Here is a 15,048-nt window from a genome sequence, read left to right on the forward strand (position 1 = left end):
CCTCGCACCGATCGGTGCGAGGCTAAGGACAAAATGCGCTTGTGCGTTAACAACGCACGCATTCACACTAGGCCAAGCGACACCATGCGGCAAGGTTTGCGAACGCCGGAAGCGATCGGCCGTTCACAGCAGCGAGCCCGTGTCTACGCGACCAGCCGGGAAAGGTCGGCAACCGGTTTTCCCGAGAAAACACTTCCGACAGCGGAAGCGGTGTCACGTCGGGAACGTCGAGCACAATGTCGATGCCGGTCGCCTTGCGGATACTAGTTCGGTGCGTATGTAACGTCGACTCGGTGAACAATTCGCCTAAGTCGGCACCGCGAGCCCACAGCTCAAGCGTCCGTCGCAAATGGTCGCCTGTTATACCGGAGATGGAGCTTAGCAACTGATGCAGCGGCCTTACTGAGCCGAATCGGAGTCGCTGCATCTCGACATGATAGATTTCCTTCGCCCGCTCTATAGTCCACGCAGAACCACGGTCGAGGCCACGTGCAAGGAGATACTCTTTCGACAGCTTCAACTCTGCGCGGATGCTGCTTCTCGCCATCGAACGCAACCGTTCCCAGATTTCGTTAACGCGCTCATCTCCGACGACAGCATGAAGATGTGAGAACGCATGTCGGCGCTTGTCGTCCAGTTCACGCAGCTTGTCATAGAAAATCCATGCTGCGTTGCTGTGCGGAGCCTCCATACGCACGCCGTCGCCGACGCGTAACCATGCGGGCCTATACTTCGAGGCGGTGTTGCGTAGCATGTGCTCGAACAACTGCTTTGCAGCCACGTTTTCAGGCAGGCGAAAGCGATGCGTGACATCAATCGCGTTGACATTGAATTCCCCGGCTTCCCACGCTGCTTGTTGCTCCACCGTAAATGTGATCCGAAGCTTGTCGAGGACTGCACAAATCAGCATAGACCCGAGCAGGCATACGTCGTTCGTGCCAAACACGTTATGCCCCTGAAGAGGTTTGAGGGGACAGCAACGAATGCCGATTACCGAACCGTTCCTTAGTGAGGTGACGTTGACTGGCATGCCGTTCGTTAACAGGCGTACTTTCGAACTGAAGCGTTTCGAGGTTTGTCTTGATGCGTTTTCCAGCAGCTTGATACGTTCGTTGCCGAACGGCTCGTGCTGCAGTGGAATCTCAATATCGAGTAAATCAATCATGCAGGTTTCCTTCTCCGAATAGGTTGATTGAGAGGTGCGGTGTACCCCAGTGAGGTGCACCGCTCAGCCTTTACAGTTTCGGGAAAAACGCTGGATTCAAGGATAGGAAGAGGATATAGGAGGGTATAAGCTAGTATCGTCGCTGACGTAAACGCGGGGCATCCGGGAAAAAGAAAGGGGGGCGACCGATCCGTTCGCCCCCCTTTGTCTACTGTAGACCTGTAGACGCGTAGACCGGGATCACCGGCCGTTCGCGGTTAAAGCGAGTAGATAGCCGACTCGCGAATTGCGTACATCGCTACCTTCTTGTTTCCGTGCTTCGGGACCTTGTACTGCTTCGCCGGTCGTCCTCCCGAGCCCAGTATGAGCCAGCCAGCACTTTTCAGAGCGTCATCCATGGCCGTCTTGGTATACCTGTCGGCGATGGCTCGCAATGCACCCTGAAACACGAGAAGGACATTCTCTGCCCGGTCCGTGTGCGTAAAGCCGAACCGCGTGTCGCAACTAGCATCCGCGAACGCCGTGAACGGTGGCATGCGATTGCGCTTACTCAGCACGAGCTCGCGAATCTCCGCGAGAATCTCGCTCGTCGGCGCTTCACGATGGTCGAGGTAGCGTTGCAGCCATTTCCCGAAGCACTCACGAATCGCAGAGATGATGTCATTCGGTTCAAGGTCGATGACCTTGGCTCGGATCGCGACAATCCCGGCGAAACATGCGACGCTGAAGTGTCCGAGTGCACGGTTACACACGCCGTCTGAGGATGAAAAACGGTGTCCCTTGCTGACAAGAGCACGAAGTTGAGCCATATTTCTTCGAAATTCATCTTCCAGACCGCCACGATTTTCCGCTACGTGCCGTACGTACGCCGGCCATGCGACACCATAGGTTTCGCGCAGCATATTGCTAATGCGACGCGCAAACTGCTCGCCGTCCGGCGCGCCGTGCAACTCGCTGAAGATGCCGAACTCGCCATCGACAGGCAGAGTCAGGAAGCGTGCTAACTGTCCTCCCTTGGCTTGACGGCCGCCGCGCTTGAGCAGTTCGACCACGTCCACTTCGCCCGCAGACATGAAAGTCGACAGGACTCGCGAAGCGACAGCTTCTTCACCGTTCGAAGTTGCCCGAACCTTACCGCCTCCGTTCGCGAGACGATAGATAAGCTCGTCGAGCGCGGTGATGTCCGCTTGCCCCAGTTCGTCGCGCACGACCGGCCTGTCGGACAGTCGCGCCGCGGCGGCTTCATGTCCGTTCGCTGTGCCTTCCCAGGTTGGCAGAACTGCGGGTGAGCCCGTGAAAGCCTGCGCAATCCGCAGAGCGGTTGACTTGCCAGTGCCAGACTTGCCTACAAGGGACATAAAAAACGAGTCCCAGCCCAGCAGGCGCAGAAGCGGCGCAGCAAGCGCGACGCACATCATTAAGATGAGCAGCGGATTCCCACGGCACAGCGTCGTGATCGCGAGCCAGCCTTCGAGTCCGCCTTTGCGATCGAGTTGACGTGACTGCGGCCGCACTACCTGGATCGGCTCGCCGCCTTCCAGATACATCTGGTCGCCGAATACGTAGCCCTCGCCGTCAAGGTACTCCACCCAGCCATCGTTCACCGCACGGATTCGTCGCGGGGTCGCGGGACACATACGAAGCCATTCGACGATGCGCTTCGCCGCGCTCGTGTTCGGAAGCAATACACCGCTTTCGACAAGGTACTTCGCCAGTTCTCCGGATTGCAGAAGAAGAGTTTCAGGAATCTCAAGCGGACGCCACGTGTCGTTCAAAGCCCTGATCTCGACAAGATGACCGGGACGAGCGCCATTGATCTCCGAAACGCGTGCAAGCCAGCGGATATCCTCGCTGGGAACTTGACCATCACCAAATCGTTCGGCCGATGCGTCGTCGGTCGCAGTACGACGACGCGTCGGCTTCATCGGCGACTTGCCTACAGGCCGCGGGCTGCGACCAGGCGTAGCCTTGATCACAGCCCGCTTATCGCTAGAAGTGCGTTCGTCTGCGTCCCGTTCGAAGTTGCTCGCGTCCGCAGAGAAATCGTCGTCGATCGCCGACTTGTTCTTTCGGGCATTGGCACGTACCTCGTCCGCTTTGCGAAGGATTTGCTCCCTCGTAGTACCCGCAGGGAAACGAAGTTTCGGCATATTCATGGAGGCCATCAAGCTTCCTCCAAGGTAGCCAGGAACTGACAGACAGCGGACAATCTCCATCCGCGGATGCGGGGAGTAATGGCCAAAGGTGCAGGAAAACGACCTTCGCGCACCATAACCAAAAGAGTAGTCCGACCAATGCCGGTGATCTTTAGCACCTCGGGCAGGCGCACCATGCGCTCACCCGGAAGTGACGCGACGTCGGCAGCCGCGGGAAGCGGCCGGTGCGGGAGAAATGCGGTTTTGTCCGGCTGATTGCGACCGGCCGCATGTGCTTGCAAAACGACATCGGTCGCTTGCACTGAGAGAGGTTTTGCCATGTTTCCCGTCCATAGGCGAGCAGCCACCTCTCACGTGAGCGAGGTGGTCCGATCACCAAAAATGATTGGAACGCGGATAGCGGCAGGACGTCAGTAGGCCTGTTCTCGGTAATAAAAATGACTAGCTTGCGCGTGCGAGCTAATCTCCGAACAGTGTGACAGCCCTTCAGCTGGACGGCATGTTTTCGACCTTTTCGCGCGCAAGCTCTTTCATCGTCGTTGCGCGCGTCGCGCCCGCGTAGGACGCTATATCGACTATTCGAGTCGACTACGGCTATCGAGGTAGACCTAAGCCTTTCCCGAGCATCGGAACATACATTAGCATGGGCGCGGTTGTCAATAGAATCTCGCTGGCGGGATGTGTGTTCCGCGCTCAGGCTGTCGCGCCAATAAAATCGGCCCATTGCTGCATCAACGTGATGCGCTTCTCAAATAGATCACCGCGCGCATACGCGGCCTCGGCTTTATCTTTGAGACCATGTGCTAACGCAGCTTCGCAGACCTCACGTGGTGCATTCGTCGTTTCGCCTGCCCAGTCGCGAAATGTGGAGCGAAAGCCATGTACGGTGAAATGGTGGCTCCCCATCCGCTTGAGTAGCTCGAGCATCGCCATATTCGACAGGGATTTGCCATACTTCGCACCGGGGAAAAGGTAGTCGCCTTCTCTTAATGTTTCCTGCACCTTGATCAACTCGACGGCGCGAGCTGACAACGGCACGCGGTGCTCCTTGCGCATCTTCATCCGCTCTGCCGGAATGATCCAGACAGTGCGCTCCGCATCCAGTTCGTCCCACTTTGCGCCGATAACTTCATTGGTTCGCGTGGCGGTCAGAATAAGGAACTCAAGTGCGCGGGCGGCGACACCTTGCTCAGCACGCAGTATCTCCATAAATTCAGAAATATCTGCGTACGGCATTGCTGGATGATGCGTAACCTTCTGTACGCGCGACCGCTTCGGCAAAAGTTTGTCCAGATGGCCTTTCAGGCGAGCCGGGTTTTCTCCAGCCCGGTAGCGTTGAACAGTCGCCCAATCCAGTACCGACTCAATCCGGCCGCGGATTCGCGACGCCGTCTCCGTCTTCGCCGTCCAGATCGGCTCGAGCACCTTCATTACCAGCGGCGTATCAATCGCGGACACCGGCAGCGAGTCGAAGACAGGATAAGCGTACGTCTTTAAGGTGTTGGTCCACTGGTCTGCATGCTTCGCATTCTTCCATCCAGCACGATGTGCCTTGATGTATTTGCTGGCGCACTGCTCGAAAGTCATTTCGTCGGCTTGCGCAACTCTTTTGGACATACGCTCGGCGTTGCGCGCATCGATAGGGTCGACATCAGCTAGCAATTGTCGGCGGCAGTCGAGCGCGAACGCCCGCGCCTCGGCCAGCCCAATCGTGTGCAAAGGACCTAGCCCCATCCCACGAGCCTTTCCGTTTCGCATATATCGAAAAAGCCACGATTTCACTCCGGCCGCGGTGATCTGTAAGTAGAGCCCCCCGCCGTCGGCATACAAGCCCGGCTTGGTCGCGGTCTTAATCTTCAACTGGCTAAGCTTGTTGACAGCTCGCGGCATAATTGACCCACAAATCGACTATCAAATATATGTCGGATTATACCGCTTCCTAACGCATCGAGTTGAACACCGATTTGCGCCAATCACCGTACCAGCAAGGGTTTCGCGGACTCAAACGAATTCTAGCGAATTTGATTTAGACGGACACGCCCTCCGCCACTGCGCATGCAAGAGAAGAGCCCGTACAGTCATCGACTGACGGGCTTTGTCTTTTCCAGCACATCATCGGGCGCATCAAACGCAAGCAGGCGTCCCAGTCATTCGGATTACAGAATGAATCTCCAAGCCGGTTGCACCCACCGGAAATCCCTGCGCATTACTGCGTCTCGATACGACCTCTGGAGATAGCCGCGGTCACGCACGGCAAGACAGGCGATACTTGGCGCCCGCCGCGCGAATTCCTGACGCGGCGCTCGGCCCGCGCACGCGAGCGGCGCTGCGTGCGCCCAAGCAGCATCGGCGAAGCGCCGATACAATTGCGACAACCCTTCCTTGCATCGCCTTTCCCAATCTGAAGGAAGGAGGCTGCAATGCTCAAAACTGCTCTCGTTGCCGCAGCGGCGGCTGCGCTTCTCGCAGGCTGCGTCGCCGCTCCCGGCTATTACTACGGCTATCCGTACGGCCCGTACGACGCGTACGCCCCCGGTTACGCCTATGGTTACCCATATGCCTATCCCTACGCGTATGGCCCCGGTTACTACCCTTACGCGTACCCCTATTTCGGCAGCTTCAGTATCGGTTTCTGGGGCGGCGGGTGTTGCTACTACGGACACGGCTACTATCACCACGGCGGCTACTGGCACAGATATGGTGGAGGATGGCACGGTGGCGGCTGGCACGGCGGGGGCGGCGGATGGCATGGCGGGGGCGGCTGGCATGGTGGCGGGGGCAGTGGCTGGCACGGCGGGGGCGGACGTCACTAGCGCATCGCCTCGCAACAGCCTCGCAGCGCCCGCGCACGCGCGCAAGCAACCGTTCGTTGCCCCTCTCATCCGGACGAACGTCTATTGAATTGCGGTGCGCCTGAACTACGATCGCTGTGAGGGGCTTCACGCCGCAGCAGGAATCGAAGATGCCCGATCGCCATCTCCACCGTCGCGCCATTTTTACCGGTTACGGCTCTTGCGTTCCACGCGCGCTTTCGGCCGCGCGCGCGTCCGCCTTGCTGCTTTCGCTTTTCGCCTACGCGTGTACGTTCACACCGCCAGGACGGCCGGTCGCGACAGTACCGCTCGCGGCAATCAACAGCGCGACACTCGACCAGTATCGCAGTGCCGTCGCAAGACGCATCATGGAGCGCAATCCATCGTACGTGCTGCAAGGGGTACCGCAGGCCATGCTGCGCTCGCTCGTCGTCGTGACGTTCGTCGTCGACGGTCGCGGGCAGATCGTCGCGTCGTCCGTCTATCGCACGAACGGCGACGACGAAGCGGAAAGCACCGCGCTCGCGACGCTGCGCCGCTCCGCACCGCTGCCGCAGCCACCGGCAAAACTGCTCGATCGCGCAGGCCACCTCGAGTTGTTCGAAGACTGGCTTTTCAACGATAACGGCAAGTTCCAGTTGCGCACCTTTGCCGCGCCGCAAGCGCAAACCCTCGATTGACGCAGCAAAGGAACAACAGACGATTCGCAAACGAAGGAAAGCCAGACGAAACCCCGCTCTTTAATGTCGCAGCGCCTCGCTGTCGATATAATTTGGCCACTCCCTGCCGGAGCCCTCCGGTATCGCTTTCGCCGCACGGCCATCCGCCTGCGCCGGATAGCAAGGTCGCCGCGTGCCGCGTTATCCGCGCGTTCGCCCGCCCGCTTTTTTTGCATCGTCTGGCATGCTGCCTGAACCGGCAGTAGTCCGACCGGTGTGCCGCACAGGAATCGCGGCTACCTGTGGCAAGCCACACATCGCAATCCGCCTCAACCGGTATGCCAAATCAACAACGGTGCGCCGACACTACGGCCGGCAGCGCGCGTATCGTGCGATCCATACGTCGAACGCGCCTGCACGCGGTCGCACCATCGATACGGAGTTTTACGCATGTCCTCACCGCCGATTTCAAGCACCGGCCCGAACGTCGGGCAGCAACAAAGCACGGCGCGCATCATCTTCGCGAGCTTCATCGGCACCGCGATCGAGTTCTACGATTTCTACGTGTACGCGACTGCCGCGGCACTGGTGATCGGCCCGGTGTTCTTCCCGCATGGGTCGGCCACGGCGCAGGCGCTGTCGGCATTCGTCACGTTCGGCATCGCGTTCGTTGCGCGGCCGATCGGCTCGTTCCTGTTCGGTCACTTCGGCGACCGCATCGGCCGCAAGTCGACGCTCGTCGCGTCGCTGCTCGTCATGGGGCTGTCGACCACGCTGATCGGCTTCGTGCCCGGCTACGATACGATCGGCAGCCTCGCGCCGATCCTGCTGTGCGTGCTGCGCTTCGGCCAGGGCATCGGTCTCGGCGGCGAATGGGGCGGCGCGGCCCTGCTTGCGACGGAGAACGCGCCGGCCGGCAAGCGCGGCTGGTTCGGCATGTTCCCGCAACTGGGTCCGTCGGTTGGCTTTCTCGCATCCAACGGACTGTTCTTCGGCCTCGCACTGTCGCTTTCGGACGAGCAGTTCCGCAGCTGGGGCTGGCGCGTGCCGTTTATCGTGAGTGCAGTGCTCGTCGCGCTGGGTCTCTATGTCCGGCTGAAGATCGCGGAGACGCCCGCGTTTCGCGCGGCAATCGAACGGCACGAGCGCGTGCGCGTGCCGGTCGCGACGCTGATCTCGCGCTACTGGTGGCCGACGCTGCTGGGCTCGCTCGCGATGGTCGTCTGCTACACGCTGTTCTATATCTCGGCCGTGTTCTCGCTGTCGTATGGCGTGTCGGCACTGCACTTCACGCGTCAGGGCTTTCTCGGCATGCTGTGCGTCGCGGTCGTGTTCATGGCGCTCGCAACGCCGCTGTCCGCCTGGGCGAGCGATCGCCTTGGCCGCAAGCCCGTGCTGATCGCCGGTATTCTCGCTGCGGTCGCATCGGGTTTCGCGATGGAGCCGCTGCTCGGCAGCGGCTCGATGCCGCTCGTGCAGCTGTACCTCATCATCGAACTGTTCCTGATGGGCGTCACCTTCGCGCCGATGGGCGCGCTGCTGCCCGAACTGTTTCCCACCAACGTCCGCTACACGGGCGCAGGTGTGTCATATAACCTCGGCGGGATACTCGGTGCGTCGGTTGCACCGTATATCGCGCAACTGCTTGCCGCGCACGGCGGGCTCTCGTGGGTTGGCGGCTATGTGTCGGTGGCCGCGCTCGTCAGCCTGTTCGGCGTGATCTGCATGCGCGAGACGCGCGATGCGCGACTGATGTAAAGCGAAGAAAAAACCCGGGCGCACTGTCTTGCGCCCGGGACCAGCCATCGCGACAGCGGCCGGCATCATGCCGCCTCCCTGTCGATCATCACGCCGGCCACGCGATGGACTGCATCACCGGTAGTAATACCCGTGATGGTGATATCCGCCGCCGTCGTACGGCACGACGACGCACCCTCCCAATGCAGTGGCCAGCAATGCACCTGCAATCAACATCGCAGCCAGGCGTTTCACTTCTCGTTTCACAGCGCGTTCCACAGCGTTCTCCCATCGAGTCGATATCGTTATTCGAGTGCATCTCGAATGCTTCCGATTGAACACGAACGTCAGAATGGGGACCGTTGCAATTTGTAAGCAGCCTTGGAGTATCTGTTACACGGACGATGCCACGCGCAGCGCCTGATTCGGCAAGAATAGGCATCGAAGTCCGCCGTTGACGCACCAGCGCGCCTCGCGAGCGAACCATGCGACTCGGGAGCTTGCTGAAGCGTTGCTTCCGGAACAATCAAAAGCGACAGTTTTAACAAGCGTGTAATGCGCTTTGACACATCGATCGCGCATCGATCCCCGCGTCGATCGCGCATCGAGGGGCGTGCTCAAGTCAGATGGAACTCCGTGCACGCAGCACAGTCTCTATCAGTGCAGTGCCTGATTGTTTGTTCATTGCAGTGTTTCCTCTCCGCCCGCGTGAGCAGCGCGAGCGTTCTCGAGGCGTAGCGATTCAGGCGCCCATCGAATCGGGCGACTGCGCGCTACGCCTCTTTTTCTTTTCGTTGCCTGTTCTTCGTTGCCTGTTCTTCGTTGCCTGTTCTTCGTTGCGTGTCTTCGTTGCGTGCCGTTTCGGGCGTGCGCGATTCGCGAAGGCAGGAGAAGATCAGGGCTCGGCCACGGTGCGCGTCGCCATCCTGCTCGGCTCGCCTTGCGCAGGCGGACTGCCGTGCACGTAGTCGATCGCCTCGATCGCGCGTTCGATGGGCGGCACCGAATGGCCATCGCCGATCGACGTCGACCGATACGGCGCTTCGTTACCGAAGTGCGTCGGCGAAGTCGCAATGAAGATCATCACCGTGCGCTTGCCGAGCGCGTGCGCAAGATGCACGAAGCCGGTATCGACACCGATCACGAAAGCCGATGCATCGACGAGCTGCGCGATACCGGTCACGCTCAGTTGCGGCAGCACCCGCGCCTGCGGCACCTCGGCCACGATCTGCTCCGCTTCCTTGCGCTCGCTTTCGGAACCCCACGGCAACACGACACAAAAACCGCGCCGCACGAGATCGGCGGCCACGGCAACCCATGACGCGATCGGCCATTTCTTGTCGTCTTTCGATGTTGCGTGAAACAGCACCGCGATCGGCCTGCCGCCCGCGTCGACGACCGGCTGCGCGGCGGGCGGAATACGCAGGTTGTAGACAGCCGGGCCATCGGCCCGATAACCGAGCGCGTCCGCAACCGTATCGCGCATGCCCTGCCATGCATTCGCATCGCGCCGCGGCACGAAGCGGCGCGAGTAAGCGAACGCGGCGCCCTGCTCGCCGAGATTCTTCGAGTGATAGCCAAAACGCACTTTGGAGCGCGCGAGAAACGCGATGATCGCGCTCTTGTAGACGCCGTGGATATCGACCACCACGTCATAGCGATACGCGCGCAGTTCGGCAATCGATGCGGCAATCGCCTTGAAGTCGGCCCAGTGCCGCGCCTTCTTGAAGCGGCGCAGCGGCGCGCACAACACGCGGTCGACGCTCTGGTTCCAGCGCGCGACTTCCGCGTGCGCCTCGTCGCAGGCCCAGTCGACCGCTACGCCCGGAAACGCGCGTTTGAGGTCGGCCACGACCGCCTGCGCCTGGATGACGTCGCCCAGTGACGTGACTTTGACGACCAGAATTCGCTTCATTGATGACCCTCTTTCTCGCGGCGTTGCCGGCCTGCCGGCCATCGGATTGCAACGCGCATGCGCGGCGCGCGGCTTCCCGATCGAGAGCGTGTTCGCCCGCAACGCGTGCCCGATCAGGCTCGCGCCTAACCCGGGATTTTAGCCGACCCGTGCACGCGGGGCCGCCGCGTGCGAACAACCGGGCGCAAAAGCCACGGGCGCCGCGCTGATCAGCGCAAGCGTTGGTGCGTCGCACACAGGCGCAGGCAGCGCTGAACGCATTTCAACGCGCTTTCAGGAATACGCCGCGCATCATGCGCCGCTATAATTCACGCTTCGCCACCGCCCGCGTTGCTTGCGCATATTTGCCTACGCCATGCTGAGGACATCCATCCCGCTGTCGTCGAACATCGTCCGGCGTACGAAGCGACTCTGGCGCCAGTACGGCATCTTCTGGCTCGGCGCAATCGCCGTCGGCCTCGCAGCCGTTTACTACGCGCGGCTCATCGACTGGGGCTACAACACGTTTCTCGAGCAGCAGCATGAGCGCCCGTGGCTGCCGCTCTTCGTGACGCCCGCCGTTGCCGCGGCCGCCGCATGGCTGACGCGGCGCTTCTTCCGCGGCGCCGAAGGCAGCGGCATCCCGCAGGTAATCGCGACACTGCATACGCGGCCAGCCGAAACGGGCGCGCGGCTGCTCACGCTGCGTATCCTGTTTGGCAAGATACTCGTGTCGTTCCTCGGTATTCTCGGCGGCTTCACGATCGGCCGCGAGGGTCCGACCGTGCAGGTCGGCGCCGCGCTGATGTTCAACCTGCGGCGCTTTTACCCGCGCTCGACCGCGATGATCGAACGCCAGCTCGTGCTCGCAGGCGCGGCCGCGGGCCTGTCGGCCGCATTCAACACGCCGCTCGCCGGCATCGTGTTCGCGATCGAGGAACTCACGCGCAGTTTCGAGGCGCGCGCAAGCGGCGTGCTGATTACCGCGATCATCATCGCCGGCGTGATCGCGCTCGGGCTCAATGGCAACTACACGTACTTCGGCACGATCGATGTCGGCGCGCATTTTCCCGACACGCTCGCGCTCGCCGTGCTGCTCACCGCAGTGGTAACCGGTATCGCGGGCGGCATCTTCGGCTGGCTGCTGCTCAATACGTCGCGCTGGCTGCCCACGCCGCTCGTCAGGCTCAATGCCGAGCGTCCGGTGGTGTTCGCGGCGCTGTGCGGCCTCGTGATCGCCGTGGTGGGCCTCATCTCCGGCGGCACGACGTTCGGTAGCGGCTACGCGGAAGCGCGCGGCCTGCTCGACGGCCGCGAGCAATTGTCGATGTTCTATCCGCTGCTGAAGATGGTTTCGATGGTCGGCTCGTACCTGCCCGGCATTCCGGGCGGTATCTTCGCGCCGTCGCTGTCGATCGGCGCGGGCTTCGGCAACGTGCTGCATACGGTGTTTCACGGCATGCAGCTGCAGATGCTGATCGCGCTTGCGATGGTCGGCTATATGGCCGCCGTCACGCAGTCGCCGATCACGTCGTTCGTGATCGTCGTCGAAATGATCAACGGGCACGCGCTCGTCATCTCGCTGATGGCGACCGCGCTGGTCTCGAGCCGCGTGTCGGCGTTCTTCACACCGCCGCTCTACGAAACGCTCGCGCGGCGCTATATGACGCCGCCGTCGCCGTCCGCTGCCGCCGGGGGCGCGGCGGCCTCGCACGATGTGCCGGAGCCGCTCGCGCACGCGGCGCCTTCGGATCCGAACGATGACGAGACGACGGCGAACGGCAACGCAACGGCCGATGCGCGCGACGGCAGCAACGACGCGGGTCGCGCCGCGACGCAACAGGACGAGGACGCGGATACGCCGCGACGCTGAACAGCGACGGCCAAGGCCGGGAGCACGCTATGCCCCCAGGCCCGATCGCGCCGGGTCGCACCGTTCGCGCGTGTGCCCCGCCTTGTCGCTAGCCGCGAGTCGATCAACCCCAGTGCCCGGGCACCCATCGCCAGTTCGGACCGTGCGCGACCCAGTGTCCGGGAATCCATCGATAACCGGCTCGCGCGACCCGCCAGTGTCCAGGCACCCACACGTAGCTCCCGCGATACCAGCGCCAGTGTCCGTGGTCCCAGACATAGCCTGCACGCGGCGGCGGCACCCGTTCATAGCGCACGGGCGGCGGCGCGTTCGGCGCGACCACGACGACAGCCGCGGACGCGGCCGACGGCAATGCGAGGAAGACAGCCGACGCGCCCGCCACCGCGAGCGCCAACTGCATGAGCAATCGAGAAGACTTTTTCACTTTTTCACCTCTTCGATAAGCGCCGAATCGCGGCGTTATTGCTCTAATGCGCGAGGTGACAGGAACGCCGACAACGGGCGTGTTACCGCGTAGGCTGAAATGCAACCGATTATTTCGGCTGCCCGCGCATTTGCATGCGAACGAGGATACGAATGGCGGGCAATACGTAGGCAATACCGAGGCAATACGCAGGCAATAGCGACGCTTGCGGCGTGTCGAGCCGCAAGCGGGAGAAACAAAGGAGATGCGTCAGGCCTGCGGAATCTCGATCTTGACCTCGAGTACTTCGAGATCGTCGTGACGCTCGAGATTGACGCGGATATCGTCGTCGGAGATCTTGACGTACTTCGAAATCACGGCGACGAGTTCACGTTGCAACGCCGGCAGATAATCGGCGGGGGCACGGCCGCCGGCACGTTCGTGCGCGATGATCAACTGCAGGCGTTCCTTCGCTACCGACGCGGATTTTTTCTTCTCGCCCAGCAAAAACGAAAGAATCGACATACGTGCGCCTCCCTTACTTGGTGCCGAAGAGGCGCTGCAGCAGGCCTGGCTTCTGGTAATCGGTAAAGCGAAGCGACTTCTGTTCGCCGAGGAAGCGCGACACGACGTCCTTGTACGATTCGGCGACGTCCGTGCCGTCGAGGTGCACCGCGGGCAGGCCCTGGTTCGACGCGTGCAGGACCGCCTCGGACTCCGGAATCACGCCGATCAGATCGATACGCAGAATTTCCTGGATGTCCGACAGCGACAGCATCTCGCCTTCGCTGACGCGTTTGGGGTTGTAACGCGTGATCAGCAGATGCTCCTTGATCGGCTCCTTGCCTTCGATCGCGCGTTTGGTTTTCGACGACAGGATGCCGAGAATGCGGTCCGAGTCGCGCACCGACGACACTTCCGGATTCGTCACGATCAGCGCTTCGTCGGCGAAGTGCATCGCGAGCAGCGCGCCCGACTCGATGCCGGCCGGCGAGTCGCACACGATGTACTCGAAGTCCATCGCAACGAGGTCGTTGATCACCTTCTCCACGCCTTCCATGGTCAGCGCATCTTTGTCGCGCGTCTGCGAGGCCGGCAGGATGTAGAGGTTCTCGAGCTTCTTGTCCTTGATCAGCGCCTGGTTCAGGTTCGCTTCGCCCTGGATCACGTTGATCAGGTCGTACACCACGCGGCGCTCGCAGCCCATGATGAGGTCGAGATTGCGCAGGCCGACGTCGAAGTCGATCACGGCGGTCTTGTGGCCGCGCAACGCGAGGCCAGACGAGAAGCTCGCGCTCGTGGTCGTCTTGCCTACGCCACCCTTGCCCGAAGTCACCACAATGATTTTTGCCATTGGCCTTTACCTTGTATCCGTCGATTTCGTGAATTGATAGTCCGGTATCCGGTTGCGCATGCAATGCATGCGCGCTGCACACCGCGGCGCACTAGGTGAGCCGCAGCGGTTCGATCACCAGCTTTTCTTCGTCGAGCCAGATTTGCACCGCCTTGCCCTGCACGTCGGCAGGCAGCGGATTTTCGGTCGTACGGTAAATGCCCGCGATCGAGATCAGTTCCGGCTCGAGACAGGTGCAGAAAATGCGTGCATCGTGATTCCCGTGCACGCCGGCGAGCGCGCGGCCGCGCAGCGGTGCATAGATATGAATGTTGCCTTCCGCGATGATTTCCGCGCCGTGGCTCACGAGACCGAGCACGACGAGGTCGCCCTTCGCATAGATCCGTTGCCCCGAACGCAGCGGCTTGTCGACCACGAGGGTTTGCGACGACGCGCCGGCCGCGCCCGTCAATACCGGCTCGGCGGGCTGGCTTGCCGCGGCGGCCGCAGCCCGGCCTTCCGCCGCGGACGCCGCAGCGACGGCCGCGGACGCCGGCGCAGCCGTTTCATCGGCCGCCTGCGCTTCGACTTCGCCGGCCGCCTTCGTATTCGGCCGTCGGTCGCGCGCCTCGAGCAGCGGCAGATTGGCTTCGCTCACCCACGCGTGCTGCGCCGCATCGGCGACGACGCCGATTGGCCGCATGCGCACGCTATCGAGCAGCGCGGCGATCTCGGCGAGCGGCACGCGCTCGTCTTCGGCGAGACGGCGCACGTCGATCGCGACGACGTCATTGGCGAAGAATTCGGGGGTCGCCTCGAAGCGGCGCGTGAGTTCGGCGCGCATTTCGCCGAGGTCGGTGGTTTTGACCACGAACAGAAGCGTGTCCACCGCACCGCTGCGCAATTCGAAAAAAGGCGATTTCCTGGGCGACATAGCGTTCGGCAAAAAATTTTGCGTATTTTACAGGGGTCCTGGCGCGCGTCGAACTTTTTCGGCCGAACTTTTCGTCGACAG

At 61.6% G+C, this 15,048-nt stretch carries 13 protein-coding genes; 4 read left to right on the forward strand and 9 right to left on the reverse strand.

The window, feature by feature from the left end:
* Window positions 1-67: 67 nt before the first annotated feature.
* From BTO02_RS16165 to BTO02_RS16180, 4 genes are all read right to left on the reverse strand, one after another.
* Window positions 68-1,165, reverse strand: coding sequence for a phage/plasmid replication protein, II/X family (locus tag BTO02_RS16165; protein ID WP_075157884.1), 1,098 nt, complete (start codon window positions 1,163-1,165; stop codon window positions 68-70).
* A gap of 257 nt (window positions 1,166-1,422) precedes the next feature.
* Window positions 1,423-3,330, reverse strand: a complete 1,908-nt coding sequence (locus BTO02_RS16170; protein WP_075157885.1) for a DUF927 domain-containing protein — start codon at window positions 3,328-3,330, stop codon at window positions 1,423-1,425.
* Window positions 3,330-3,641, reverse strand: coding sequence for a helix-turn-helix transcriptional regulator (locus BTO02_RS34815; protein ID WP_198039154.1), 312 nt, complete (start codon window positions 3,639-3,641; stop codon window positions 3,330-3,332). The genes BTO02_RS16170 and BTO02_RS34815 overlap by 1 nt, the downstream gene beginning before the upstream one ends.
* A 373-nt stretch (window positions 3,642-4,014) precedes the next feature.
* Window positions 4,015-5,181 carry a tyrosine-type recombinase/integrase gene (locus BTO02_RS16180; protein ID WP_332262250.1) on the reverse strand — a complete coding sequence of 389 codons (1,167 nt, stop codon included), beginning with the start codon at window positions 5,179-5,181 and terminating at the stop codon, window positions 4,015-4,017.
* A gap of 560 nt (window positions 5,182-5,741) precedes the next feature.
* Here BTO02_RS16180 and BTO02_RS16185 point away from each other — a divergent pair.
* From BTO02_RS16185 to BTO02_RS16195, 3 genes are all read left to right on the forward strand, one after another.
* Window positions 5,742-6,134: a hypothetical protein gene (locus BTO02_RS16185; protein ID WP_075157888.1), complete on the forward strand. Its 393-nt coding sequence runs from the start codon at window positions 5,742-5,744 to the stop codon at window positions 6,132-6,134.
* A gap of 149 nt (window positions 6,135-6,283) precedes the next feature.
* Window positions 6,284-6,814: an energy transducer TonB family protein gene (locus BTO02_RS16190; protein ID WP_083615250.1), complete on the forward strand. Its 531-nt coding sequence runs from the start codon at window positions 6,284-6,286 to the stop codon at window positions 6,812-6,814.
* Between the two features lie 429 nt (window positions 6,815-7,243).
* Window positions 7,244-8,551, forward strand: coding sequence for an MFS transporter (locus tag BTO02_RS16195; RefSeq protein WP_075157889.1), 1,308 nt, complete (start codon window positions 7,244-7,246; stop codon window positions 8,549-8,551).
* An 874-nt stretch (window positions 8,552-9,425) separates the two neighbouring features.
* Here the strand turns inward: BTO02_RS16195 and waaC are convergent.
* On the reverse strand, window positions 9,426-10,445 hold the full coding sequence (gene waaC / locus BTO02_RS16200; RefSeq protein WP_075157890.1) for a lipopolysaccharide heptosyltransferase I: 1,020 nt from the start codon (window positions 10,443-10,445) through the stop codon (window positions 9,426-9,428).
* A gap of 355 nt (window positions 10,446-10,800) precedes the next feature.
* On the opposite strand from waaC, the gene BTO02_RS16205 reads away from it, so the two are divergent.
* Window positions 10,801-12,297: a chloride channel protein gene (locus BTO02_RS16205; RefSeq protein ID WP_075157891.1), complete on the forward strand. Its 1,497-nt coding sequence runs from the start codon at window positions 10,801-10,803 to the stop codon at window positions 12,295-12,297.
* 103 nt (window positions 12,298-12,400) lie between these two features.
* Here BTO02_RS16205 and BTO02_RS16210 read toward each other — a convergent pair whose 3' ends face one another.
* From BTO02_RS16210 to minC, 4 genes are all read right to left on the reverse strand, one after another.
* Window positions 12,401-12,697, reverse strand: coding sequence for a YXWGXW repeat-containing protein (locus BTO02_RS16210; RefSeq protein ID WP_075158925.1), 297 nt, complete (start codon window positions 12,695-12,697; stop codon window positions 12,401-12,403).
* 273 nt (window positions 12,698-12,970) lie between these two features.
* Window positions 12,971-13,225 carry a cell division topological specificity factor MinE gene (minE, locus tag BTO02_RS16215; protein WP_075157892.1) on the reverse strand — a complete coding sequence of 85 codons (255 nt, stop codon included), beginning with the start codon at window positions 13,223-13,225 and terminating at the stop codon, window positions 12,971-12,973.
* 13 nt (window positions 13,226-13,238) lie between these two features.
* Window positions 13,239-14,054, reverse strand: coding sequence for a septum site-determining protein MinD (gene minD / locus BTO02_RS16220; protein ID WP_075157893.1), 816 nt, complete (start codon window positions 14,052-14,054; stop codon window positions 13,239-13,241).
* A gap of 91 nt (window positions 14,055-14,145) precedes the next feature.
* On the reverse strand, window positions 14,146-14,967 hold the full coding sequence (minC, locus tag BTO02_RS16225; RefSeq protein ID WP_075157894.1) for a septum site-determining protein MinC: 822 nt from the start codon (window positions 14,965-14,967) through the stop codon (window positions 14,146-14,148).
* Window positions 14,968-15,048 lie beyond the last annotated feature (81 nt).

Source organism: Paraburkholderia sp. SOS3, assembly GCF_001922345.1.
Classification (GTDB): Bacteria; Pseudomonadota; Gammaproteobacteria; order Burkholderiales; family Burkholderiaceae; genus Paraburkholderia.

Excerpts from the sequence above, each read along its gene's own strand:
- BTO02_RS16185 (WP_075157888.1), top strand. The coding sequence starts at position 5,742 with ATGCTCAAAACTGCTCTCGTTGCCGCAGCGGCGGCTGCGCTTCTCGCA.
- waaC (WP_075157890.1), bottom strand. The coding sequence starts at position 10,445 with ATGAAGCGAATTCTGGTCGTCAAAGTCACGTCACTGGGCGACGTCATC.
- BTO02_RS16190 (WP_083615250.1), top strand. The coding sequence starts at position 6,284 with ATGCCCGATCGCCATCTCCACCGTCGCGCCATTTTTACCGGTTACGGC.
- BTO02_RS16195 (WP_075157889.1), top strand. The coding sequence starts at position 7,244 with ATGTCCTCACCGCCGATTTCAAGCACCGGCCCGAACGTCGGGCAGCAA.
- BTO02_RS16165 (WP_075157884.1), bottom strand. The coding sequence starts at position 1,165 with ATGATTGATTTACTCGATATTGAGATTCCACTGCAGCACGAGCCGTTC.
- BTO02_RS34815 (WP_198039154.1), bottom strand. The coding sequence starts at position 3,641 with ATGGCAAAACCTCTCTCAGTGCAAGCGACCGATGTCGTTTTGCAAGCA.
- BTO02_RS16210 (WP_075158925.1), bottom strand. The coding sequence starts at position 12,697 with ATGCAGTTGGCGCTCGCGGTGGCGGGCGCGTCGGCTGTCTTCCTCGCA.
- minC (WP_075157894.1), bottom strand. The coding sequence starts at position 14,967 with ATGTCGCCCAGGAAATCGCCTTTTTTCGAATTGCGCAGCGGTGCGGTG.
- minE (WP_075157892.1), bottom strand. The coding sequence starts at position 13,225 with ATGTCGATTCTTTCGTTTTTGCTGGGCGAGAAGAAAAAATCCGCGTCG.
- minD (WP_075157893.1), bottom strand. The coding sequence starts at position 14,054 with ATGGCAAAAATCATTGTGGTGACTTCGGGCAAGGGTGGCGTAGGCAAG.
- BTO02_RS16170 (WP_075157885.1), bottom strand. The coding sequence starts at position 3,330 with ATGGCCTCCATGAATATGCCGAAACTTCGTTTCCCTGCGGGTACTACG.
- BTO02_RS16205 (WP_075157891.1), top strand. The coding sequence starts at position 10,801 with ATGCTGAGGACATCCATCCCGCTGTCGTCGAACATCGTCCGGCGTACG.